This window comes from Bacillus cereus group sp. BceL062, assembly GCF_051780025.1.
In the GTDB taxonomy this organism is placed as follows: domain Bacteria; phylum Bacillota; class Bacilli; order Bacillales; family Bacillaceae_G; genus Bacillus_A; species Bacillus_A toyonensis.
Genome location: NZ_JBPWGY010000015.1, coordinates 154979 through 176005, shown reverse-complemented (window position 1 = coordinate 176005; position 21027 = coordinate 154979). Strand labels below are relative to the sequence as shown.

The following is a 21027-nucleotide window of genomic DNA, read 5'->3' as shown; positions in this document are numbered from 1 at the left end:
TCCACCACTACTTCTGCTTCTTCAGTTTCTTCTGCTTCCACCACTACTTCTGCTTCTTCAGTTTCTTCTGCTTCCACCACTACTTCTGCTTCTTCAGTTTCTTCTGCTTCCGCCATTACTTCTGCAACTTCTCCAAACTCTTCTGGTATTTCCACAATGATTGTTTCTTCAAGCTTTTCTTCTGCTTTGACAATCACTGATTCTTCTGGAGCTTGCTTTTCTACTTCCATAATAGGTTGTTCTATCTCTGTATTACGTTTAATTTCTTCTGATAATATTGTATCCTCGTGCTCTACTTTGGAATCTACTAATTCCTCTTGTAAAATGTTTTCGTTTAGCACCACTACATCTTTTTCTTGCTCTGCATCTTCCATACGCTCAGCTACCGTTTTATGAAGTAATTCATCCGCTGAAACTTCCTGCGGTGTATTTATTTCTTGAATTACTTCTTTTTCTTCTACTACTGGCTCTTGGCGCTCAATTTCATAACCGTTTTTCTCGAGCCATTGATCAACAACTGACTTTTCTTCCTTTTTACTCTGTTGACCTTGCTGATCAACGTCTTGATGACTAGAAGAAGTCGGTGCTTTTCCTTCTGAGAAATAAGATAATGTATACCCTTTTTTCTCTAACCATGCATCAACGACTGATTTGCCCTCTACAGATATTTCAAGATCTTCTCTTTCCTTTTCTTCCTCCTGCTTTTCTTCCTTTTTCTCTACTGAAGGACGATTATATCCATAAATCGGCGAAATCATTTCTGTTGGACGAAATGGTCTACGGCTACTTTCTTGCGGCGATACAGATACTTTTTTTACGACTGGCTCTGGATCCGGTTCATATTGCACTTCCGGCTCTTCGTATGTAGAAACTGCATTCTCCACATACTGCCGTCTACTTCTCTCCACTTTTATTCCTCTTTGAGTAGACTGCTCTTCGTATATACCTCTTTGAACAGGTTGTTCTTCAAAGTGAGGTAATTCTCTTACGTCATCCTCATCAAATCCATCATCTGGTATTAATGGAAAACGGCATTTACCTGCATTTCTGCTTGCCATTTGTGCTTCTCTTGCTTCAGTGTAGTGGTTTACACGAGGAATTTTCGGCTGACTTTCAATTTGTTTCATTGCTTCTTTATTCATCGCTGTTTGTTCTTCCTCTTTGTTAAACAGCTTTTTCATCCAATCTAACATGCTTACCACTCTTTCTACTAAATAGTAACATCCTTTATTGTATCAGCATTCGGCAAAAAGTGCAGGTAAAATTAAGCATGTCATATTTATCCATAACATTCTAATTTACGATTGTTTTCATATAGAAAAAAGCAGCCTTCCATGTAAGACTGCTTTTAAGCTTTACTCTTCCGATATTCATCTACACTATCTGTTACACTTTGCAGTAAAGAATTTACATACTGCGGGTCAGATAATTTTTTATCTTCATCCTGATTGGACATAAACCCGAGCTCTAATAGTACGCCAGGAACTTTCGCCCAATTAAATCCAGAAAGGTCATCCCTAAATTTAATCCCATTTACTTTCACCTGATTGTTTTCTCTCATTTTATTTACTATCTTTTGCGAGATTTGAAGACTTTCTGCATAAATCTCTTTCGTATAGGGACTTCCTTCTGCTGGCGTCAATACAGCAAACCCACTTTGATTTGGATTTTCAGAACCATCTGCATGAAGGCGTAAAAATAAATCTGCCTTATGATCGTTTGCGAATGTCGCACGTTCTTTATTGCTTATATCAACATCTTGTGACGTTCTCGTCATTACTACTTGTATCCCTTTTGCTTCAAGCTTTTCTTTTAATAAAAAAGACATTTCTAATACAAGTACAGCCTCTCTCTTTTTCGTCACAACACCCGTTGTACCATCTGTCACTTTATATTTTTGCGTCGTTGCCCCTGGTCCAATCGGTTCTAAATTTAAATTCGCTTTTTGTTGATGCCCTGGATCAATAACGACGAGAAACTTTCCTTGTTTTTCATTACTCTCTACTTTTTGTTCATTATTTTGCATAAGTTGCTCAGTTGGCTTCACCGGCGTATTTTCCTCTTTCTTTTCCTCGGCCGATACTTCCTCCCGCTTAGTTTCTGCTTGTTCATTCGTTTGAATTGTTTGCGATTCTTCTTTTTTTTCTTGTTCTTCTTGCTGCTTTTCTACCGGTGCTTCTTTCTTATCATCTTTACTATTTTCTTGTGTAGAAGATAATGTTTCTTTTTTCGACTGTTCTTGTGAACAACCTCCCATATATATTCCAATGAATGCAGTCATGACCATTATTTTTATATACTTCATGCTTCTCTCCCATCACTTTGCACCGGACTCAAAGTTTTTCTTATAATTGTTTTATAACCTCATCCATACTTCCAATATAAACAGGCTGCCACGTTTCTGTACCACGCTCTGCCGTATAGACTGGATAAGCGTCATCATCCACATTCACGAAAACTGGATCACCCATATCTGTTTCATATCCAATAACAATCCATTCTTCTTGCCATTTTCCACTTTCATTGCTTATTAATGAATTTTTATGTTTATCATATCGATAACCGATCTGCCCTTTTTCCAGTTCATCTTCACTAAATACATATATTTCATAAGTACCTAGCTCAACATCTTGCTGTTTTGAAGTTTCAATTCGTTTTAGAAGTTCTGCGATTTTTGGTTGTTGTTTCATACGTTTATCCCCTTCTATTTTTCTAAATTTTAACTAGATTGTTTATAAAATACAATATAGATTTTTTTAAACAAGGTGACACCCTTATCATATTAACGATTTTTTGAGTATATCTATCACAACTCTCAATATATCAACGATTTTTTAAATATATCTATCACAACTCTCAATATATCAACGATTTTTTAAATATATCTATCACAACTCTCAATATATCAACGATTCAATACGAAATTTCGACTTACCGACAAAGAATGATAAAAAGAAAAGAGAGGCTGTCCAAAAGGACAACCTCTCTTTTCTTATATCAATTAAAATTTAAACTCTTGTCCAACTTCAAAGCTATCTTCTAATACAAGAATACCTTTTTCTTGTGGAGCGTCTGGAAGCTCTAATTCACGTGCAGAGCAGATCATTCCAGAAGAAGGAACACCGCGAAGCTCAGCTGGCTTAATTAACATACCACTTGGCATAACAGCGCCGATTTTTGCAACGACAACTTTTTGTCCTGCATCAACGTTTGGTGCACCACATACGATTTGTAATGTTTCTGTACCAATTTCTACTGTACAAATGTTTAATTTATCAGCATTTGGGTGCTTTTCTTTTTCAGCTACATAACCTACAACAAATTTCGGAGAAAGATCTGCTTCTACTTTTTCTTCAAAGCCGTTCTTCGCTAAAATTTCGTTGATTGTTTCTACAAGCTCTTTCGTTAATGTCAGGTTACCTGTTTCTTTTACTTCTAAGTAAGAAGATGCATTAAAGATGTTGAATCCTGCTGTTACATTGCTTTCACGATCGTATACGCGTGCAACATCTCCTTTGCGATCAAAAGTACGGTTCTCTAAAGTAATATCTTGTAAGGCAACAATTAAAGTGTCACCAATTCCTTCAAGGTTATAAAAAACGTTCACTTCGTTCATCCTTTCTCTTTTCCATCTGTCTTCTTCCGATTCTTCGCTAAAATAAAGATTGGTTCAAAGTCCCCATCTTCATAAACGAATGAAAGTGATGTAATCGGAACATGCCCTTCGGCAAAAAATTTCATTGTCATTTGTGCAATAATATCATAACCGATTTCGTTGACGATATCAGCAATAATTAATACGTCTTGGTGAGGAACAGCAACAACCATGTCACCAGAGATCTTTTCACGCATCGATTGTAGTAACGTTTCGTTTAAAATACGACTCGCATCATACCCATCATTTGTGTTTAAAAAGTAGAATGTATTATCCGCTACTGTGTCCTGCTTAAATTCATAACCTAATGAGCGAGCATTAAATAATGCCATTTCGCGCACTTGCTGCTCTGTAAGCTCTAATTTTTGTAATAAGCGCTCATCAATTAGGCGATACGTTTTATTAGAATCTAGCGCGTAATAAATACGTGTTTCCGCCGTATGATCCGTCATAATAAACGGATTTCCTTCTTCTGATTGTTTTGGGAAAGAAGTAGAGCGAATAACAGGTAAAATTTTCGCCGTGCTATTGTCTTCTCTATGCATTGCAATTAACGCTTCTTGTACATAATAAACAACCTCTTCAATCGCCTTTTCTTTGTTCACTTCCCATTTCGCTACAACTCCTGGAAGTGATACATTAATACCTTTTTTCGAGTTTGTTTGTTCAATACGAAGAACTTCTTTCTCGCTATCATAATGAAAATCCCATTCTGGTCGAGATAATTTCTTTATTAACTCGTCTTTCATCTTTTTACTTGTCATTTTCATCTCTTTTTCCTCCCTTCCAAAAAAATAACCTCCCCCGCGAAGGTAGAGGTTGTTTTTACAATTCAATTGGCTAATTGTTTTATTTTAAACCTTCAATAAACTCTTCGATTTGCTCTTGTGTTTTACGATCTTTGTTTACATAGCGTCCAGTTTCTTCACCTTTATTGTACGCTACAAAGCTCGGAATGCCAAATACGTCTAATTTTATGCATAGATCAATAAACTCATCACGATCTACATAGTAAAATGAGAAATCACTATACTTCTCTTCTACTTCTGGCATAAATGGATCAACGAAACGGCAATCTGGGCACCATTCTGCTGAGAACATGAAGACTACATTCTCTTCATTTTTTAATTCTTGGAATTGTTCCATGCTTTCTAATGATTTCATCTATATTTCCTCCTCTAATGCGTGCACTTTTTTCACACTATAATCTTTTCTTTATACTACCATACATCGTACACGGTGCAAGGTTTATGCTTGCTTTTTATCATACTTATATTGCCCAACGAGTAACTTAACAACGTGTACAAATAATTCCGTTCGATCGACATAATCGTCTGTAAAAATACCGATAGCACCTTCGTGACTACGAATATCTTTCCGCTCTACAAACTCTTCCATCACTTCACTTAACTCTTTACCATCTTCAAGAGGCGTTAAAAAATCGTCTGGTAACTTAATACGAGCTCCTCCGGCAACGAATATCTTATCGTCACTCGTTGCGAGTGCGCCCCAGTTACACATAAATAAACCGTGATCCGTTTTCATCAAGCCGCCTTCTAACCCAATACCAATTTGAGCTTCTCCTTCTTGCAATGCTCGCTTCGCTCTATTAATTGCTCCTTGCATCGTCTCTTCATCTGAAAATGGCTGTGCCGATACTCCCGATGGGACAGAAAGAGATGTAATTTCAGCATCTTTCCATACCTTCTCCACAGCCCCAACCTTCGTTTTATTCTTCGATCCAACTACTACCTTCATTTCGTTCACCTCTATAAGAATTCATTATTCTGTTCTAATATCCACTTCAGCACAAATGAAGTGCCAACCACTACCACACACCACCAAGGAACCCCTTCTACCTATAGTAGAAGGTGACTTCCCACAATATTTTTAGTCCCGAACACAAAAACATTCTTCCGCGGTCTTCATGCATTATTCGAGCACTAATTAAGCACTGACCGCTACTACACATCGCTGGGTCATCTCTCCTACCTAAAAAAAGAAAGAGCTCTGCAGCCCTTCCTCTTTACGCGTTATTCTTAATTGTTTCTAACGTCGTTTTGTCCGTTGTTCTTACAAGCTTTGTAATAAGTTCTTTTGCTGCTGCATAATCATCAACATGTAAAATAGAAGCATGCGTATGAATGTAGCGAGCACAAACACCAATTACTGCTGATGGGATACCTGAGTTACTTGTATGTACACGGCCCGCATCTGTCCCACCTTGTGAAATAAAGTATTGGTACGGAATATTATGTGTTTCTGCTGTATCTAAAATGAATTCGCGCATTCCTCGATGAGTTACCATCGTACGATCGTAAATACGAAGAAGAGCACCTTTTCCTAATTGACCGAACTGCGTTTTATCACCAGAAGCATCGTTTGCTGGACTTGCATCAAGCGCATAGAAAATGTCTGGTTGAATCATATTAGCAGCTGTTTGTGCTCCGCGAAGACCTACTTCTTCTTGTACAGTAGCACCAGAGTATAATGTATTCGGTAATGTTTCATCTTTTAATTCTTTTAATAACTCGATTGCCAGGCCACATCCATAACGATTGTCCCAAGCTTTCGCCATAATTTTCTTCTCATTTGCCATCGGTGTGAACGGGCAGATTGGCACGATTTGTTGTCCTGGTTTTACACCAATTCCAATCGCATCTTCATAACTATCTGCACCTATATCGATTAGCATATTTTTTATATCCATCGTTTTTGCACGTTGCGCATCACTTAATAAATGAGGAGGGATAGAACCAACAACCCCTATAACAGGACCATTCTTCGTCATCACTTGTACGCGCTGCGCTAATAGCACTTGGCTCCACCAGCCGCCTAACGTTTGAAAACGAAGCATTCCGTTTTTCGTAATTTGCGTAACCATGAAACCTACTTCATCCATATGACCTGCTACAAGAACACGTGGGCCAGTTTCGTCCCCTTTTTTCAGACCAAATACGCTACCTAAACCGTCTTGCACAATTTCATCAGCATATTTGCTTAATTCTTGCTTCATAAAACGGCGTACATCATGTTCAAAACCTGACGCACCTTGTAATTCTGTTAACGCACGAAATAATTGTAATGTCTCTTTATTCACGAAGTCCCCTTCTTTCAAACCTTAGTAGAATACCTTTTTTATTGTAACGAAATTTTCGAAATGTTTCTAGTTTCTTCTTTTTTAGCTGCATTTGCTTTATAATTATTATCGGTACACTATTTTTATTTTATAGAATTGAGGTGAATATATGAGCTGGAAAGGTTTAGTAGCAGGTCTTGGCGTTGGATTTGCAGCTGGTTATTTCGTTGCAAACAAAGTACAAGAACAATCCCATATTTCTTCAGAAAAAGCATTGAAAATGGTGAAACAAGCATTAAATCATAAAGGTGAAATTACTGGCTCTTGGGTACATATGGTTCCAGAGACATTTGAAAAATATGATGTTGCGTATGAAGTTTATCGCGGCGGTCTTACAACAATGTTAGATGATATACAAGAACGATTTGAATTTTTAGTTGATGCTAAAACAGGTACTGTTTTAGAGGTAATAGCAGCATAAAAAGAGGTTTCCCATTAGGTGAACCTCTTTTTTTTGAAAAATTGCGGATAGTGATTAAAATTATATCAGCGTTTGTTTAAATATATCGACTTACCGACAAAACCCGACAATAAAAAAGAGGCTGCTCCAATAAATATGATGGAACAACCTCCTTTTTTTAAGCTTCTATACTCGTTTTTCTCTCAATTTTTTCTACAATATGTCCTTCCTCATTCCACTTCACTGCACGATAATATGCGTCATGATAAAATGAAAACCACGCATCGTTTTCAGCACCATATTTCATCCACTTTTGCTTATTTTCAATCGATGTCATCGGATAATCATCATAAGCCATGACCCATAATACATTTTGATGTGCGTGTGTCGGCAATAGGTCTGCTAAATGCAGCATCGTTTCTCCTTTGCTTTCTAAAGCAATGACTGCATGTCCATCACTATGTCCGCCTGTATGCGCCATCTTTATTTCATCCGTAATTTCGATTTCTTGTTGAAACGTAACAACTTGCTCTACAATCGGCTCCCAATTTTCCTTCCAATACGTATTACGGGATCTAATATTTGGGTTCCTCATTTCATTCCACTCTGTTTCACTTACATAAACTTTCGCATTCGGAAACGTCGGTACAAGTTGACCCTCTTGCCATTTTGTTAAGCCAGATGCATGATCAAAATGAAGATGTGTCATTAAAACGTAGCGAATATCTTCAGGCCTTAATCCTAATTTGTCTAATGATTCATAAACCGATGATTCTTCCGTTACACCTTGATTTCGTTTCATCTTCTCATTCAATTTACCGTTTCCTATTCCGGAATCAATGAGCATATTACCGTCTTTCGTTTGCAAAAGTAACGGATCTGTTCGTAAATAAATATGATTTGTATCGTTATGTTTATATTTACGTGACCAAAGTACTTTCGGTACAACACCAAACATTGCTCCTCCATCTAAATGTGTATTCCCGCCCTTTAGCCACGTCACTTTTATATCTCCAATTTGTAATTCTTCCATCACACATCCTCCTTTAACATTAATTTTAACATAAAATTCTGATTGTTTTAGTTATAAAAAAACCTATGCATTACTGCATAGGCTCTGTGCGATACTTCGCTTCAACTCGATAAATACGATGACCTTTACTAGAGAACTTCTCTTCGTACTCAGTCATAATATTACCTTCAAAATCACTGTTATGAAGATCTAGGCTTAAGTAAGTTAGTAACATACCATACTCAGCCATACTCATTAGAGAGTATTCAAATAACCCTTGGTTATCTGTTTTGAAATGAATTTCTCCGCCCTCTACTAACACTTCTTCATAATTGCGTAAAAACGTTTTATACGTTAAACGACGCTTCGTGTGACGATTCTTCGGCCATGGATCTGAGAAGTTTAAATAAACACGATCAATTTCACCTTTTGCAAAGAAAACTGTTAAATCTTCAGCATCTTTATTTATTAACTTTAAGTTCGGTAATTCTTCTTCAATTAATTTATCAAGTGCATCTACAACAACACTCGTAAATTTTTCAATTCCAATATAATTAATATGTGGATTTGCTTTTGCCATATCGTACATAAAGCGGCCACGACCTGTACCTACTTCAATGTGAATTGGTTGTTCATTTCCAAATACTTCTTTCCAATTACCCGCGCGCTCTTCTGGGTTTCCAATTACGATATGTGAATACTCATTAATTCGATCTAATGCATATGGTTTATGTCTTAAACGCATAGATGTCTCCCTCTCTTTACAAAGCTATTTTAAAGGAATGATTCCTTTTTTCTGTTTTAATCAATCTACCAAACAAAAAACCAAGTACGTACGAGCACTCGGTCCGTTTCTTTCAAGTATAAGATGTACCATTTTGATAAAAACTACATACAGCATTAAACATTCCATGACGACGTAGCTTTTTCTCTTACATTCCGAGAAGAGAAAAACAATCGAAAGGATGATCCGTTCATGCCAATTAGTCAACAACATCAATTAGAAGTGCTGAAAGATATTTTAGTCAATCACCAAAGCGATTGCTGCGGGACAGTTTCTGAATGCGAGCAATTAGAGCGCCTCATTCAATCGTTACTCGCAAACGATAATATAAGTAATGACGCTAAAACAATGCTAAACGATGTATATTCTTATAGTCAATCGGGTAAATCTTCCTCTAATTTGGACAACCATATTTCCAATAATCAAGAACAACTTACTCAGTGGATTGCTGGAATGGACAATTTTTCTTAAGTATTATTCTGAAGCAAGTAGTTGCTGTAAATATTGATGCCAATATTCAGCTTCTGCTTGCTGTTTTTTTGTTGTGTGCCATTGAATAGATAAAATCGTTTGTGCTATTACATACCATCTCATACGCCTAAGCAATGATTCATCCATTTCAATATCATAATACCCGAGCCACTCACTCCATTCATGACGCGGAATGTACCAGTATAATAACATACCTAGGTCTAGAGCTGGGTCAGCAATGACAGCTCCATCCCAATCAATTAAAAACAACTCATCTTCGTCCGACAATATCCAGTTGTTATGGTTTACATCACAATGGCATACAACGAATTCATTGTATTCAATACTTTTTAATGAATCCGTTAAATATTGAAGGCCTTGCTGAATTGTTTCATCTACCCTTATATCTCCCCTTAAAACAAGTTGCAATTGTTGTAATAACTCTTGAGCGTGAAGCGGCTGCTTCCCAAGTCTTTGAATCATCTGCACAAGCGCTTTAGAGGAGTGTATTTTCTTCAAAAGTTTCGCAACACGTTCTAGTTTCATATCCTCTGGCTCTAGCTTCTGTCCCGGAAGCCATTTTTGAGCAGAAATCACATCACCGTTCGTTACCCTTCTTGTCCAAAGTAATTTTGGAACAATTCCTTCTGCTGACAATACCGCTAAAAAGGGCGATGTATTCCGCTTTAAAAATAACTTCTGTTGTCCGTTTTGCGCAATATATGCATCGCCCGTTACTCCACCAGCCGGTACAAGACTCCACTCTTTTCCTAATAATTGTTCCAACCATTCCATATTCATTACCCGTTAACAAATCCTTATCTTTTATAGTTATGAAAAGAAAAACCGCAACATTTCTACACATGTTGTGGATTCATATATATTTTACTGTAAATGAAAAGAAAACTTGGCATAAGCCAAAAACTCTCTATTTTATTTTACAAAACCACTCATAGAATGACAACTTATCAAAATCGTCACCTTTGTCAATTCTACATTTATTACATTCTCATCGTCAAGTAGCGATTTGTCACATTATCGTCAATATATACGTGCTAATGGGAGCCAATTGAAGCTCCTTTCCTCTAAATGAAGAAATTGGCTCTATTTTCGCTTGCTTTTCGTTTACTAACACATGCCACGTTCCTTCTTTTGGAAGCTGCACCGTTTTAGCTTCCAAACCGCTATTAAATAAAACGACAATTTCTTTCCACGGCCCAAACAATTCTACATGCTCTAGGTGGTATGCAAGTACTTCTGTAGATGTTTGCAAAAAAGTCATATGCTTTTTTATAAGATCTGCGTTTTGTAATCGGAATGCCCCGTGCTCTTTGCGAATCGCAATTAACCCTTTTATATAGTTAACTGTCTCCATCTCTTTCTCTTTTTGATCCCAGTCTAATCGATTTATTTCATCATTTGCATTATAACTATTTTCATTTCCATTCTTCGTACGATAAAACTCTTGTCCTGCGTGTAAGAAAGGAATTCCTTGCGAAAGAATAACTATTGCGCTTGCTAGAAGGTGCCGTTTTTTCAAAATCTCTTCCGGTTCTTCATTACTGTGCACTAGTTTATCCCACATCGTCATGTTGTCATGACATTCTACATAGTTAATACTTTGTACCGGTTCTAGAAATAATCCTGTTTCTTTCACACTTAAAAGACTACCTGATGCTATATACTGTAAATGCTGACAGTCTACATGCCCACCAAACGCAAAACCACGTTTATTTACATTAAATGTGCTACCTTTTATTCCATCACGAAATTGATCATTAAACTGCGCGATATGTGGCATTTTTCTTGCATTATTTAACGTTGCTTTTTCCTCAAGAGGAAGCGGTGTTTGTAAATCCCATCCTTCTCCTAATAACAATGCGTCTCGCTTTATGTTTCGCACTTCTTTTTCTATTATGTTCATTGTATCAACATCTAAAATCCCCATTAAGTCGAATCGGAATCCATCAACATTGTATTCCGTCAGCCAATATAAAATAGACTCTATAATGAATTTCCTCGTCATTTTTCGTTCAGACGCTATATCATTTCCAACTCCCGTCCCGTTAGAAGGCATACCATCTTCGCCATGGCGAAAATAATAACCTGGAACAAGCTTTTCAAATGATGATAGTTCTCTTTCATAAACGTGATTATATACAACATCTATAACTACTCGGATACCGTTCTCATGAAATGTTTCAATCAATTGCTTACACTCTACTATCCTGTTATACGGATCAGAAAGGTTTGTAGCATAAAACCCCGTTGGCGTATTGTAATATAATGGATTGTAACCCCAATTATATGCGCCGGAAGGATTTGCCTCATCTACACCACCGAAACAAGATAACGGTAATAATTCAACATGTGTAACACCTAAATCTTTTATATGAGACAATCCTGTTAACGTCCCATTCCGTCCCGTCGTTCCCTCTTCCATCAACCCTCTATATGTTCCTTTTTTATTCACTCCACTATTTGGGTGAATAGTCGCATCACGAATATGCAGTTCATACAATATAGCATCTGTCATTGACTGTAATGGTGGTAATTCCTCTCGTCTCGTTACATTCGCCTTTTCCAAATCGATAACAACACCGTATTTTCCATTTGCAGTCGTTGACTTTGTGTATGGATCCACCGCTTCATTCCATATTAAATTAATACAGACGAGGAAGGTATATCGAGCCCCATCATGATCCCCTTGTAATGCATGAACCCAAACACCATTTTCTTCTCTATGCATGTCATAATCGGTATATTCTTTATCACTTTTATAAAATCTTACTTTTGCAAGCCTCGCAGTTGGAGCCCACACTTTAAATGTTGTTGCTTCTTTTTTGTATACAGCACCTAAATCTGTGCCTTCGTAATAATACTTCTCATCGAAAATTGCCGTTCGAATAACAGCGCCTATTTGTAAATCCGTTTCTTCGTTCCGTTCATCTCGTACTGTATAATACTTCCCCACATCTAGTGACTCTTCTATAAAGCACTCATACTTTGTTGCATCCGGAAGCGCAATAGTACGAGCAATCGGTAAATCTTTCACATTATTTCCTTCTTGCAAACGAAATGTCCGACTTGTTCCATACGCATGTGGGAGCAAAATTGTAATTTTATTCATTTCATCTAAATAGGCATCAAATGGACGTTTTACTTTCAACATAAAAAAATCACCATCATTCTCAAAATTAAAATAAAGTGAATCTTTAATCAATTTGGGGGTATCCCCTGCTGATTATTAGCCCCCACCAATCGGGCTTTTGTGTGAGTATACGAGCTGCAAATAATAAAGCTTTTCTTATTAGCAAGACTCTATACAGTAACTCCATTATTCTCTATAGTATATTCACCTGTATAAAAAACGTTTTCATACATTCTATTTTTGTAGTTTTATTTCAGCAATCGATTTATATTTCGGTGTTTCCTTCACGTGAGATTCGTATAAAGTAATTGTATCCGCTTGAAATGATATTTCAGGCACTTCTTTTATATTTTCCAAATGAAACTTTCTTTCTCCCATCCATTTACGAGCAACAGTAATATGTGGATGATACGGACGTGTTTCTAAAGTAAACCCATTCCCTTCACAAATCGCATGCACTTGCTTTTGTAACTGAAACAACTCATGATTCTCACTTACCTTCGCCCAAAAAATACGTGGCCTGTCTTCCATGCCAAATGTTGAAAATCCTTGTAATGTGAAAGGTAGTTCCTTTTTTTCTATAAGTGTTTGTAATCCATTCTTTATTCCTTCTAATTGTTCCTCTGTCGCACTTCCTAAAAAGGAAAGGGTAATATGATAGTCTTCCTTATGTACCCACGAGCGAAATGGTAATTCCTCCTCCATATCCTCTTTATAATTAGAGAGCACTTCTTTTATATAATTTGGTAAAGTAATTGCGACAAAATAATGCGGCTCCATTTACATCATCTCCTTCTTTTTATTGTTGCTTTTCTTTCTTATCTCATTCAGTTAAAAAGAAGCCGCCCTCTAAAGTAGAGAGCGGTCATTATTCATATATCCTTTATTTCGCTAATTCATGAATTGCTTGCGCGTAAATTGCTGTTGCTTTTAATAAGTCTTCAATTTCAATGTACTCATCTTTTTGATGCGCAAGTTCTTCTTTTCCAGGGAATAGCGGGCCAAATGCAACGCCAGCTTTCAATGAACGGGCGTAAGTACCACCGCCGATTGCTAATAGCTCTGCTTTTTCTCCTGTTTGTTCTTCATACACGCGCTGCAGCGTACGAATTAATACGTGGTCTTTATCGACGTGATGCGGACGAGAGTTAGAATAATCCGCTACTTCAAATCCATGAATACTAACGTATTCTTTTAACTTCGCAATCATTTCTTCAAAGTTAGTCGTAACTGGGTAACGTACGTTTAACCCTAAGTTACCACCGTTTTCTTTCGTATAAGAAAGGCGACCGACATTCACTGTTAACGGACCGCTAACTTCGTCTTTATAAGCAATAGTAGCTTTTTCACCAAAAATATCACCAGTAAATGTTTCTGCTGCAAATGTCGCAAATGCATTTGCTTTTCCATCAAGTGAAACTGTAGTTAAGAAGTTTGCTAATAGTAAACCTGCATTTTCTCCTTTTTCTGGAGTAGATCCGTGTGCTGAAATTCCTTCTATTTGCAACATCACTGTATTTCCTTCTATAGTTGAGTTCCCTATTTTTTTAGCCGTTTGTAAATACTCTTCATATGCTACTGTAAGTGCATTTACATCTTCTCCTGTAATAACCGCTTTTGCAAAATCAGGAACCATGTTTAAACGGCGGCCTGACTCAAATGAAACGAGTTCATATACACCTTTTTTCTCTTCACTACCATTTTGTACAACTTGTATATCAGAAATTCCTTTTTCTGCATTAATAATTGGAAAGTCCGCGTCTGGCGCAAAACCGATTGTTGGCATTTCTTCGTTTTTAAAGTAGTGATCTACACATTTCCAGTTACTTTCTTCATCTGTTCCTAAAATCATACGAACGCGTTTTGAAAGAGGCAACCCTAATTCTTTCACAATTTTCATCGCATAGTAAGCTGCCATCGTTGGGCCTTTATCATCAATTGCACCACGTGCAAAAATCTTTCCTTCGCGAATATCTGCACTATATGCAGGAGTCGTCCAGCCATCTCCTTCTGGTACAACATCAACATGACAAAGAATACCTACTAGTTCTTCTCCTTGTCCCATTTCAAGATGACCTGCATAACCTTCTAAATTTTTAGAAGAAAAACCTTCTAATTCTCCTTTATGTAACATGAAAGATAAAGCTTTTTCTACACCTTCACCGAACGGTGCGCCCTCTTTCGCCGACTCTTCTTCCCACACACTTTTAATTTGCAAAAATTGTTGTGTATCACGAATTAAATCATCTTTTCGTTTTGCAACTTCTTCTGTCCAATTAATCGCTGACATCACGCATCCATCCTTCGCTATATTATCTCTTTCATCATAGCAAACCGAAATCCCTTATGCCATACACGAAAGTCAAATGCCGAACAATTGTAATATTTCAGATATTTCCCATTAGTTTTTCTTTTATTTTTTCAAAAAATTTTGCAGGAATTTGGCGTTTTACGTAGAATTTTATGTGTTAGTTGACTGATCATATATACAATGTCAACTACCAATATTTTTCTATATGAAATTTTGTTAAACTTTTGTAAAATTTAAGTAGATTAAAGCATGAATTTTATCATGTAGAGTACAATGGTAGTAACGACCTTCTTTCCTGAATGGGGTCAAAAAAACTAGTAGAGGAGTGGTTTTCTCTTGAAACCTACAACTACTCGTATGCTAACACGCATTAAATCAATTTATATGTACATCAATGAAAACGGAACGGTAACGACGAAAGACCTTGTAGATGAGTTCGGGATCACACCGCGAACGATACAACGTGATCTAAATGTGTTGCAGTTTAATGAACTCGTGTATAGCCCTTGCCGCGGTAAGTGGACAACAACAGGAAAGAAAGTGAGAATGACCTCATAACGAAAAAATAATTGTATGTAAATAAATACATACCCCTTTCTAACTCATTAGAAAGGGGTCTTTTCTGCGCCTAAAAACAGGACTACTTCTCAGTATCTACTTGATATGTTTTTAACATTTCTACTTCTTCATCTGTTAGCTCTCGGTATTCTCCAAGTTCTAGTTCTTCATCTAATACTAACGGACCCATCTCTGTTCTCTTTAGGTAAACAACCTTTTTCCCTACCGCTTCAAACATGCGCTTCACTTGATGGAATTTTCCTTCTGTAATCACAAGCTCAATTTCAGAAATATCATCGCTTTTTAATATTGTAAGTGCACCTGGTTTCGTTTCATAACCATCGTCTAAAATAACACCTTTAGCAAACTCTTTTACATCCTCTTCCGTTACAACTCCTGCAACGTGTGCATAGTATTTTTTCGGCACATGCTTTTTCGGAGATAATAATTGATGTGATAACTTCCCGTCATTTGTTATCAATAAGAAACCTTCCGTATCGATATCAAGTCGTCCAACTGGGAACGGATCAAAGATTGCATCCTCTAGTTCTAATAAATCTATTACTGTTTCGTGATTATCATCTTCTGTAGCTGAAATTACACCTTGTGGTTTATGCAGCATTAAATAAACAAACTCTTTATATTCTACAACTTCACCGTGAATCATAACTTCTTGCTCTTCTACATTTACATGAACCTTTGCATCTTTCACCGGCGTTCCATCAATCTTCACAACGCCGTCTTTCAATAATTTCTTTACTTCTTTTCTACTTCCGTATCCCATATTCGCTAATAATTTATCTAATCTCACGTTTTTCACCTTCTTTATTTATCATAGAAAAGGGGACGTATTTACGCCCCTTTTGATTTCAACTTTATTTTGAATCTACTGCCAAGTTTACGCTGGATTTTCTCTAACGCTTCTCCGCCAAATACTCTTTCAAGTACTCCTGTGCGAATTGCTAACAGACCGTAAACAAGACCACCAACACCTGCACAAATCGCAACTGTAATTAAAGCACCAATACGGCCATCTGGCGAAATCATGAAGGATAGAATCCACTGTGATAGTTTTACCGCCACGACCATTACAAGTGTTAATACTGCAATTTGGAATGTTCTCTTATATACAACACCAAATGAATAGTGTGCATGTTTTTGGATTTGTCTATTCGTATACCATACGGAAGCTAAAAAACCGACTGCAGTAGCTAAAATCGCTCCTACTGTACCGAAATATCGAATAAAGATTACGTTACATACAAATTTCAAAATAACACCCATAACAAGTGCGACAATCGCATGTTTTTGTTGATTAATCCCTTGCAGAATCGCGGCTGTTACCGTAAATAAAGCAAATAACAATGCAACTGGTGCATACCACATTAACACTTGTCCACCTAATGGATCTGAATCGTAAAACGCAGTGTAAATTGGATAAGCAAGTGTTGAAATACCGACAACTGCTGGCAATGTTAAAAACATATTCGCCTGGAATGTTTGTGTAATTTGTAATTTTAAATAGCGATATTGTTTTTCCGTAAATGATTTTGTAATCGCTGGTACAAGCGTTAAACTAAACGCTGTTGCAAGCGATACTGGAATCATAATTAATTTATGCGTCCACATTGTGAAAATACCGAGCGCTCGCTCTGCGATATCACCTTGACCAATTGCCTGCATAATAGAGTTAAATGTCAATGTATCAATTTGTTGATATAAAGGAATTGTTAACCCAATTACAACGTAAGGAATTGCATACGCAAATAACTCTTTAAACAATTGAACGGTACTTACTGTCGATTCTGGTACAGTTTGTTCAATTAAATATTGATCCAAATATTTTTTACGTTTTAACCAGTACCAAATTAATACGCCGAGTGCTCCAACTGCTGAAACGAATGCAGCGAATGTCGCAACTCCGACTGCTGTTGCTACTGTACCGCCAAGTATTTTAATAACGATGAAACTACCCGCTAGTAAAAAGACGATACGAATAATTTGTTCAATAATTTGTGACACCGTAGTCGGTCCCATCGATTGGTGACCTTGGAAATAACCACGAATCAAACTTGCTGCCGGTACAACAATAAGTGCGAAACTTACGAGGCGAATAATCGTCGTAACTTCTTCTACCTTATTTTGTAAACTCTGTTTACCAAGCATTGCTTCTGCAAATAATGGTGCGGTCATGTACAGTACTAAGAAGGAAAGAACTCCTGTTACTATCATCATAACCATTCCCGAGCGGAACATTCTTCGGCTCGTTTTATAATCTCCAAGTGCATTATATTTGGAAACAAACTTTGAAACAGCAAGCGGCACCCCTGCCGTTGCAATACTTAAAAATATCGTATATGGAATATATCCATATGTATAGAGCGTTCCGCCTTCTGTGCCTACTAATGCATGAAACGGAAAGACGTAAATCATGCCTAAGAACTTTACTAAAAATGTCCCTAACGTCACAATAAGCGTTCCGCGCAGAAATTTTGAATCGGACATACGAAAATCCTCCTACTTCCTATATAACGCTGAACTCTAACTTTTGTATTGTACCACAATTCTCCCCTCAAGCAGTACTTCACTCTATTTTTCTTTTAAGGGAAAACATGCTATTCTTTTAGGCAGGAAATGTAGAAAATGAGGTCGATATATTATGCATTATGATGTTATTGTAATCGGTGGCGGGCCTTCTGGGCTAATGGCTGCAATCGGTGCTGCAGAAGAAGGCGCAAATGTCTTACTTCTTGATAAAGGAAATAAACTAGGGCGCAAACTTGCGATTTCTGGTGGTGGTCGTTGTAACGTAACGAACCGTCTACCACTTGATGAAATCGTTAAACATATACCAGGAAACGGCCGCTTCTTATACAGCGCTTTTTCTATTTTTAATAATGAAGATATTATTACATTCTTCGAAAATCTCGGGGTAAAATTGAAAGAAGAAGATCATGGCCGTATGTTCCCTGTATCAAACAAAGCGCAATCTGTTGTAGATGCACTTTTAACACGATTAAAAGACTTAGGTGTAAAAATCCGTACGAATACACCTGTTGAAACGATTGAATATGAAAATGGTCAAACGAAAGCAGTTGTATTACAAACAGGCGAAGTGTTAGAAACGAATCACGTCGTTATCGCTGTTGGCGGAAAATCTGTTCCTCAAACTGGTTCTACTGGAGACGGATACGCTTGGGCTGAAAAAGGTGGTCATACAATTACAGAATTATTCCCAACAGAAGTACCAATCCTTTCAAACGAGCCGTTTATACGTGATCGCTCATTACAAGGTCTTGCTTTACGTGATATAAACTTAAGCGTATTAAACCCGAAAGGAAAAGCAATCATTTCTCACAAAATGGACATGCTCTTCACTCATTTCGGCTTATCTGGTCCTGCTGCTCTTCGCTGTAGTCAATTCGTCGTGAAAGCACTGAAAAAGTTTAAAACGAATACAATACAAATGAGTATTGATGCATTACCAGAAGAAAATAGTGAACAACTATTCCAGCGCATGCTGAAACAAATGAAAGAAGATCCGAAAAAAGGAATTAAAAACGTGTTAAAAGGATACGTTCCCGAGCGTTACTTCCTATTCTTATTAGAAAAAAATGAAATTGACGGTAGCGAACAAGCTGGACAAGTTTCTCATGAAAAGATTCGTGCACTTGTGAAAGACTTTAAAGAATTTACTGTGAATGTAAATGGTACGCAGTCAATTGAAAAAGCATTCGTTACTGGCGGAGGCGTATCTGTTAAAGAAATTAATCCGAAAGAAATGTCTTCTAAATTCACGAATGGCTTATATTTCTGCGGAGAAGTTCTTGATATTCACGGTTATACGGGCGGTTATAACATTACATCTGCTCTCGTTACTGGTAGAATTGCTGGAACTACAGCTGGAGAAAATGCGAAAATGCAATATTAAAAAAGAAACAGGATTCCTGTTTCTTTTTTTATAGATACATGAAATTATGTCGGCTATTTTTCAAAAACATCCCCTCCCCTAACTTCCCATTACTTATTTGTTGCTTTATATACCTTAGTACCTTTATATTTTATATTGTTGAATATTTAAAAAAGGGTAAGGGGAAAACATATGAGAAAAAAAGTCATGGTGTCTTTAATGCTAATGACGTTTCTTTCTGCCGTAGAAGGAACGATTGTTAGTACAGCAATCCCTCGTATAACGAGTGATTTGTCAGGCGTCGAACTTGTTAGCTGGGTTTACGCAATTTATATGCTTGCCACAGCGGTTTCGACTCCAATATACGGAAAATTGGCTGATTTATTCGGTCGTAAAAAAGTTCTACTTATCGGAGCTACAATCTTTTTAATCGGCTCTGCACTTTGCGGTGTCGTTACATCGATGGAACAATTAATCTTCTTCCGTGCTCTTCAAGGTATAGGTGCTGGCGCTGTTATGCCAATCACAATGACGATTATTGGAGACTTATATAGCGAAGCGAAAGACCGCGCGAAAGCACAGGGCTGGATGAGTGCCGTTTGGGGTGTATCTGGTGTTGTCGGGCCGTTAGTAGGTGGTTTTTTAGTTGATTCTCTTTCTTGGCGCTATATTTTCTTCTTAAACGTTCCTTTCGGAATTATCGCTTGCTTAATGTTTGCCACTTCTTATAAGGAATCTGTTAAGTCTGCCGCCAAGCAGCATATCGACTATCTTGGTGCGACAGTCTTCTCATTAAGTACAATTGCTTTACTATACGCATTATTAACAGGTAGCAGTAAGCAAAACTGGGGAGACATTACAATCATCGGTCTATTAATCTTTGCGGCTGTGTCATTCATTATTTTCTTATACATCGAGAAAAAATCTCCGGAACCATTAATTCCGCTAGCACTTTTCTCTAACCGTACATTATCTACGATAAACATATTAACTCTTATTGCCGGTGCGATGATTATTAGTATTACAATGTACCTTCCAATTTGGAGCCAAGGTGTATTAGGAAAAAATGCGACAGAAGCTGGACTCATTTTAATGCCAATTCCTGTTATGTGGACGTTCGGTGCTATGTTCTCCGGTAACTTAGTTGGCAAATTACAAACGAAACAAATTATTTTACTTGGAGCTAGCATTTTATCAGTTGCTACCTTCTTATTATTTACATTGTCAACAAATTCACCATCGTTCCTTATTTATGTTGCAGTCGGATTATTCGGCTTAGGCATGGGGCTTGTGACACCTATTTACATGGTAACAATTCAAGCAGCCGTACCAGCTCATACACGCGGAACAGCCGTTGGTTTAAACACATTTATTAATACATTTAGTCAAACGTTAGGTGCTGCAATATTCGGTACAATCTTCAATACGATGATTCACGCACGTGGTATTAAAAACCTTGATCTTGTATCTGGCGGACACGGCGGAACTACAGCAAACGTAGCAACTGAATCACAATCTGCATTAGCAGCAAGTGTACACGTTATTTATATGAGTACTTTCGTATTAGCAGTATTTACATTAATTATTGCTTGGCTCCTATTAAAACCAGCTACACAAACAAGTGAGCAATAATAAA

General features: G+C 37.2%; 20 protein-coding genes and 1 pseudogene. 5 read left to right on the top strand and 16 right to left on the bottom strand.

The features are described 5' to 3' along the window. The 8 genes and pseudogenes from ACS2MN_RS27540 to ACS2MN_RS27505 form a co-directional block, all read right to left on the bottom strand. Positions 1 to 1193: pseudogene (locus ACS2MN_RS27540) on the bottom strand (DNA translocase FtsK); the annotation flags it as partial. Positions 1194 to 1348: 155 nt separating this feature from the next. Continuing rightward, complete coding sequence (locus ACS2MN_RS27535; RefSeq protein ID WP_000874073.1) at positions 1349 to 2305, bottom strand: N-acetylmuramoyl-L-alanine amidase; 957 nt, start codon at positions 2303 to 2305, stop codon at positions 1349 to 1351. Between the two features lie 40 nt (positions 2306 to 2345). Further along, positions 2346 to 2690 (bottom strand): hypothetical protein, encoded by a 345-nt coding sequence (locus ACS2MN_RS27530; RefSeq protein WP_000813346.1) that lies wholly within the window; start codon positions 2688 to 2690, stop codon positions 2346 to 2348. A gap of 311 nt (positions 2691 to 3001) precedes the next feature. Continuing rightward, positions 3002 to 3616, bottom strand: a complete 615-nt coding sequence (gene ytpR / locus ACS2MN_RS27525; protein WP_001006772.1) for a YtpR family tRNA-binding protein — start codon at positions 3614 to 3616, stop codon at positions 3002 to 3004. Further along, the gene (locus tag ACS2MN_RS27520) at positions 3613 to 4425 is read right to left on the bottom strand and encodes a DUF1444 domain-containing protein (RefSeq protein WP_088055556.1); all 813 of its coding nucleotides are present in this window, start codon (positions 4423 to 4425) and stop codon (positions 3613 to 3615) included. The genes ytpR and ACS2MN_RS27520 overlap by 4 nt, the downstream gene beginning before the upstream one ends. A gap of 79 nt (positions 4426 to 4504) precedes the next feature. Further along, positions 4505 to 4819 (bottom strand): thioredoxin family protein, encoded by a 315-nt coding sequence (locus tag ACS2MN_RS27515; protein ID WP_000838191.1) that lies wholly within the window; start codon positions 4817 to 4819, stop codon positions 4505 to 4507. Between the two features lie 84 nt (positions 4820 to 4903). Beyond that, positions 4904 to 5413, bottom strand: a complete 510-nt coding sequence (locus ACS2MN_RS27510) for a DUF84 family protein (RefSeq protein WP_200203428.1) — start codon at positions 5411 to 5413, stop codon at positions 4904 to 4906. 268 nt (positions 5414 to 5681) lie between these two features. Then, positions 5682 to 6755, bottom strand: coding sequence for a M42 family metallopeptidase (locus ACS2MN_RS27505; RefSeq protein ID WP_346994425.1), 1074 nt, complete (start codon positions 6753 to 6755; stop codon positions 5682 to 5684). 148 nt (positions 6756 to 6903) lie between these two features. Here ACS2MN_RS27505 and ACS2MN_RS27500 point away from each other — a divergent pair, with 148 nt between their 5' ends. Then, positions 6904 to 7215: a PepSY domain-containing protein gene (locus ACS2MN_RS27500; RefSeq protein WP_000118536.1), complete on the top strand. Its 312-nt coding sequence runs from the start codon at positions 6904 to 6906 to the stop codon at positions 7213 to 7215. Positions 7216 to 7372: 157 nt separating this feature from the next. On the opposite strand, the gene ACS2MN_RS27495 is transcribed toward ACS2MN_RS27500, so the two are convergent. Together ACS2MN_RS27495 and trmB are read right to left on the bottom strand one after the other, a co-directional pair. Beyond that, complete coding sequence (locus ACS2MN_RS27495; RefSeq protein ID WP_087950993.1) at positions 7373 to 8227, bottom strand: YtnP family quorum-quenching lactonase; 855 nt, start codon at positions 8225 to 8227, stop codon at positions 7373 to 7375. 70 nt (positions 8228 to 8297) lie between these two features. Beyond that, positions 8298 to 8951: a tRNA (guanosine(46)-N7)-methyltransferase TrmB gene (gene trmB / locus ACS2MN_RS27490; protein WP_001239372.1), complete on the bottom strand. Its 654-nt coding sequence runs from the start codon at positions 8949 to 8951 to the stop codon at positions 8298 to 8300. A gap of 231 nt (positions 8952 to 9182) precedes the next feature. On the opposite strand from trmB, the gene ACS2MN_RS27485 reads away from it, so the two are divergent. After that, positions 9183 to 9461, top strand: a complete 279-nt coding sequence (locus ACS2MN_RS27485; protein WP_001122853.1) for a YtzH-like family protein — start codon at positions 9183 to 9185, stop codon at positions 9459 to 9461. 3 nt (positions 9462 to 9464) lie between these two features. On the opposite strand, the gene ACS2MN_RS27480 is transcribed toward ACS2MN_RS27485, so the two are convergent. From ACS2MN_RS27480 to pepV, 4 genes are all read right to left on the bottom strand, one after another. Further along, entirely contained in the window at positions 9465 to 10262 is a 798-nt protein-coding gene (locus ACS2MN_RS27480; protein ID WP_002039786.1) for a phosphotransferase family protein, read from the bottom strand. 229 nt (positions 10263 to 10491) lie between these two features. Then, positions 10492 to 12633 (bottom strand): type I pullulanase, encoded by a 2142-nt coding sequence (pulA, locus tag ACS2MN_RS27475; protein ID WP_088055558.1) that lies wholly within the window; start codon positions 12631 to 12633, stop codon positions 10492 to 10494. Positions 12634 to 12846: 213 nt separating this feature from the next. Then, positions 12847 to 13392, bottom strand: coding sequence for an RNA 2',3'-cyclic phosphodiesterase (gene thpR, locus ACS2MN_RS27470; protein ID WP_088055559.1), 546 nt, complete (start codon positions 13390 to 13392; stop codon positions 12847 to 12849). Positions 13393 to 13495: 103 nt separating this feature from the next. Next, a complete protein-coding gene (gene pepV, locus ACS2MN_RS27465; RefSeq protein WP_001274247.1) occupies positions 13496 to 14902 on the bottom strand; it encodes a dipeptidase PepV in 1407 nt (468 codons plus the stop codon). Between the two features lie 357 nt (positions 14903 to 15259). Between pepV and ACS2MN_RS27460 the strand changes: the two genes are divergently transcribed. Further along, positions 15260 to 15481 carry a DeoR family transcriptional regulator gene (locus tag ACS2MN_RS27460; RefSeq protein ID WP_000805512.1) on the top strand — a complete coding sequence of 74 codons (222 nt, stop codon included), beginning with the start codon at positions 15260 to 15262 and terminating at the stop codon, positions 15479 to 15481. Between the two features lie 82 nt (positions 15482 to 15563). On the opposite strand, the gene ACS2MN_RS27455 is transcribed toward ACS2MN_RS27460, so the two are convergent. Together ACS2MN_RS27455 and ACS2MN_RS27450 are read right to left on the bottom strand one after the other, a co-directional pair. Further along, positions 15564 to 16292: a pseudouridine synthase gene (locus ACS2MN_RS27455; protein ID WP_001234942.1), complete on the bottom strand. Its 729-nt coding sequence runs from the start codon at positions 16290 to 16292 to the stop codon at positions 15564 to 15566. Between the two features lie 41 nt (positions 16293 to 16333). Continuing rightward, positions 16334 to 17986, bottom strand: coding sequence for a putative polysaccharide biosynthesis protein (locus tag ACS2MN_RS27450; protein ID WP_001284037.1), 1653 nt, complete (start codon positions 17984 to 17986; stop codon positions 16334 to 16336). Between the two features lie 154 nt (positions 17987 to 18140). Here ACS2MN_RS27450 and ACS2MN_RS27445 point away from each other — a divergent pair, with 154 nt between their 5' ends. Together ACS2MN_RS27445 and ACS2MN_RS27440 are read left to right on the top strand one after the other, a co-directional pair. Next, complete coding sequence (locus ACS2MN_RS27445; protein WP_000558865.1) at positions 18141 to 19412, top strand: NAD(P)/FAD-dependent oxidoreductase; 1272 nt, start codon at positions 18141 to 18143, stop codon at positions 19410 to 19412. Positions 19413 to 19583: 171 nt separating this feature from the next. Then, the gene (locus tag ACS2MN_RS27440) at positions 19584 to 21023 is read left to right on the top strand and encodes an MDR family MFS transporter (RefSeq protein ID WP_001228036.1); all 1440 of its coding nucleotides are present in this window, start codon (positions 19584 to 19586) and stop codon (positions 21021 to 21023) included. The last annotated feature ends 4 nt before the right edge of the window (positions 21024 to 21027 follow it).

Coding starts and splice junctions, on each gene's coding strand:
- ACS2MN_RS27535 (WP_000874073.1), bottom strand. CDS start 2,305: ATGAAGTATATAAAAATAATGGTCATGACTGCATTCATTGGAATATAT.
- ACS2MN_RS27530 (WP_000813346.1), bottom strand. CDS start 2,690: ATGAAACAACAACCAAAAATCGCAGAACTTCTAAAACGAATTGAAACT.
- ytpR (WP_001006772.1), bottom strand. CDS start 3,616: ATGAACGAAGTGAACGTTTTTTATAACCTTGAAGGAATTGGTGACACT.
- ACS2MN_RS27520 (WP_088055556.1), bottom strand. CDS start 4,425: ATGAAAATGACAAGTAAAAAGATGAAAGACGAGTTAATAAAGAAATTA.
- ACS2MN_RS27515 (WP_000838191.1), bottom strand. CDS start 4,819: ATGAAATCATTAGAAAGCATGGAACAATTCCAAGAATTAAAAAATGAA.
- ACS2MN_RS27510 (WP_200203428.1), bottom strand. CDS start 5,413: ATGAAGGTAGTAGTTGGATCGAAGAATAAAACGAAGGTTGGGGCTGTG.
- ACS2MN_RS27500 (WP_000118536.1), top strand. CDS start 6,904: ATGAGCTGGAAAGGTTTAGTAGCAGGTCTTGGCGTTGGATTTGCAGCT.
- ACS2MN_RS27495 (WP_087950993.1), bottom strand. CDS start 8,227: ATGGAAGAATTACAAATTGGAGATATAAAAGTGACGTGGCTAAAGGGC.
- trmB (WP_001239372.1), bottom strand. CDS start 8,951: ATGCGTTTAAGACATAAACCATATGCATTAGATCGAATTAATGAGTAT.
- ACS2MN_RS27485 (WP_001122853.1), top strand. CDS start 9,183: ATGCCAATTAGTCAACAACATCAATTAGAAGTGCTGAAAGATATTTTA.
- ACS2MN_RS27480 (WP_002039786.1), bottom strand. CDS start 10,262: ATGAATATGGAATGGTTGGAACAATTATTAGGAAAAGAGTGGAGTCTT.
- pulA (WP_088055558.1), bottom strand. CDS start 12,633: ATGTTGAAAGTAAAACGTCCATTTGATGCCTATTTAGATGAAATGAAT.
- thpR (WP_088055559.1), bottom strand. CDS start 13,392: ATGGAGCCGCATTATTTTGTCGCAATTACTTTACCAAATTATATAAAA.
- pepV (WP_001274247.1), bottom strand. CDS start 14,902: ATGTCAGCGATTAATTGGACAGAAGAAGTTGCAAAACGAAAAGATGAT.
- ACS2MN_RS27450 (WP_001284037.1), bottom strand. CDS start 17,986: ATGTCCGATTCAAAATTTCTGCGCGGAACGCTTATTGTGACGTTAGGG.
- ACS2MN_RS27445 (WP_000558865.1), top strand. CDS start 18,141: ATGCATTATGATGTTATTGTAATCGGTGGCGGGCCTTCTGGGCTAATG.
- ACS2MN_RS27440 (WP_001228036.1), top strand. CDS start 19,584: ATGAGAAAAAAAGTCATGGTGTCTTTAATGCTAATGACGTTTCTTTCT.